1 protein-coding gene and 5 tRNA genes are annotated in these 1,630 nt (G+C 48.5%); all 6 read left to right on the forward strand.

Annotated features, from left to right (window positions below; all coding sequences use genetic code 11):
- Positions 1 to 7: 7 nt before the first annotated feature.
- The 6 genes from DW757_RS17160 to DW757_RS17185 all read left to right on the forward strand — a co-directional run bounded on the left by DW757_RS17160 (position 8) and on the right by DW757_RS17185 (position 1,540).
- Positions 8 to 81: transfer RNA gene (locus DW757_RS17160), tRNA-Ile, on the forward strand.
- Positions 82 to 135: 54 nt separating this feature from the next.
- Positions 136 to 209, forward strand: a tRNA-Asp gene (locus DW757_RS17165).
- Positions 210 to 238: 29 nt separating this feature from the next.
- A tRNA-Val gene (locus DW757_RS17170) sits at positions 239 to 310 on the forward strand.
- A gap of 30 nt (positions 311 to 340) precedes the next feature.
- Positions 341 to 426 (forward strand) — tRNA-Leu (locus DW757_RS17175).
- 84 nt (positions 427 to 510) lie between these two features.
- On the forward strand, positions 511 to 1,320 hold the full coding sequence (locus tag DW757_RS17180) for a GNAT family N-acetyltransferase (protein ID WP_015544854.1): 810 nt from the start codon (positions 511 to 513) through the stop codon (positions 1,318 to 1,320).
- A gap of 146 nt (positions 1,321 to 1,466) precedes the next feature.
- Positions 1,467 to 1,540: transfer RNA gene (locus DW757_RS17185), tRNA-Arg, on the forward strand.
- Positions 1,541 to 1,630: the final 90 nt, after the last annotated feature.

Consider the following 1,630-nt stretch of genomic DNA (forward strand, 5'->3'; position numbering starts at 1 on the left):
TTTATTTGGACCTTTAGCTCAGTTGGTTAGAGCAACCGGCTCATAACCGGTCGGTCCTGGGTTCGAGTCCCCGAAGGTCCACTGACACTGAACTAAAGAAAACAAATAAGTGTAAAACAAAAATACTGAAGATTTGGCCCGGTGGCTCAGTTGGTTAGAGCGCCGCCCTGTCACGGCGGAGGTCGTGGGTTCGAGTCCCATCCGGGTCGCTTGGTGAAAACCAAATATTATTTATCTGGGGTCCTAGCTCAGCTGGGAGAGCATCTGCCTTACAAGCAGAGGGTCATAGGTTCGAGCCCTATAGGCCCCATTCATCTGTAAAAAAACAGATGTGGGAAAAGCCGCAGTGGCGGAACTGGCAGACGCACAGGACTTAAAATCCTGCGAGGGTTAAACTTCGTACCGGTTCGATTCCGGTCTGCGGCACGACAGAGAGCTTCAAGTGCAGAGATGCATTTGAGGCTTTTTTTGTATACTTGAGACGCAGATGAATGTTGAGGAGAAGTTCAAATGGTGACAGAGCTGAAAGGAAACGGGCTGAAAAGAGCAGCCGATCTGTTTGGGGGATGGGATGATACCATGATATGGTCCTGCCTGGAGGGGGAAATGGGAAGGGCCTATGCTGTTTTGAGACACGAAGAAAGGAAGAGAAAGAGCCTTGGAGAAAAGCCTTACATAGCCTCTGCTAAGCTGGATATTGCCGATTTTTGCTTTTATGGCGGGGAGGCGAGCGAAGAATTAGTTCTCCACAGTAAAGATATCTATGAGGCAGGCTTTAAGATACTGGTTCCTCAGAATAGGGACTGGGAGCTTCTGATCGAACGGATTTATGGAGACAGGGCGGTCAGGCGGGTCCGATATGCCTTTCAAAAGGACAGAAACTGTTTTTCCATAGAAGAGCTGGTAAAAATGGCAACGAGACTGGAGGAAGGATTCTCTATAGAGGAGATAGGGGAGAGGACCTTCAGGGAGGCGGCCGGGCTGCCATGGGCATGCGACTGGGGCGGACAGTTTAAGGGATACAGGGATTACAAAAACAGAGGAATAGGAGTGGCAGTGCGGTATAAGGGAGAACTGGTGGCAGGAGCTTCTTCATATACTGTCTATTCCGGGGGGATCGAAATACAGATCGATACAAGAAAAGATTACAGGAACAGAGGGCTGGCATCCAGCTGTGGGGCTGCGCTGATTTTAAAGTGTCTGGAAAGAGGACTCTATCCAAGCTGGGATGCGGACAATGAAATTTCCGCCCATCTGGCCAGACGCCTCGGGTACAGGTTTGAGCGGGAATATCCGGTCTACAAAATCGGATTGACGTAAAGGCTTCCGGTTCTCAATGGCAGTGTGCCTTTTCAGGATATGATGAATCGATCAGAGAATAAAAAATTTTTCAAATAGTTGTTGACAATTTGAAAAAACTGGTGTAGAATAACATTCGTTGTTAGGGAAACAAATCACTAACAGATGTGCGTGTAGCTCAGCTGGATAGAGCACTTGGCTACGGACCAAGGTGTCGGGAGTTCGAATCTTCTCACGCACGGACAGAGGCATCTATCTTCGGATAGATGCCTTTTTTGTATCAGGAAAACCACGCGATAGTCGCGTGGTTCTATAGGAGCTTTAGCGATGT

The sequence above is a fragment of the Clostridium sp. AM29-11AC genome (assembly GCF_003480545.1).
In the GTDB taxonomy this organism is placed as follows: domain Bacteria; phylum Bacillota; class Clostridia; order Lachnospirales; family Lachnospiraceae; genus Otoolea; species Otoolea saccharolyticum_A.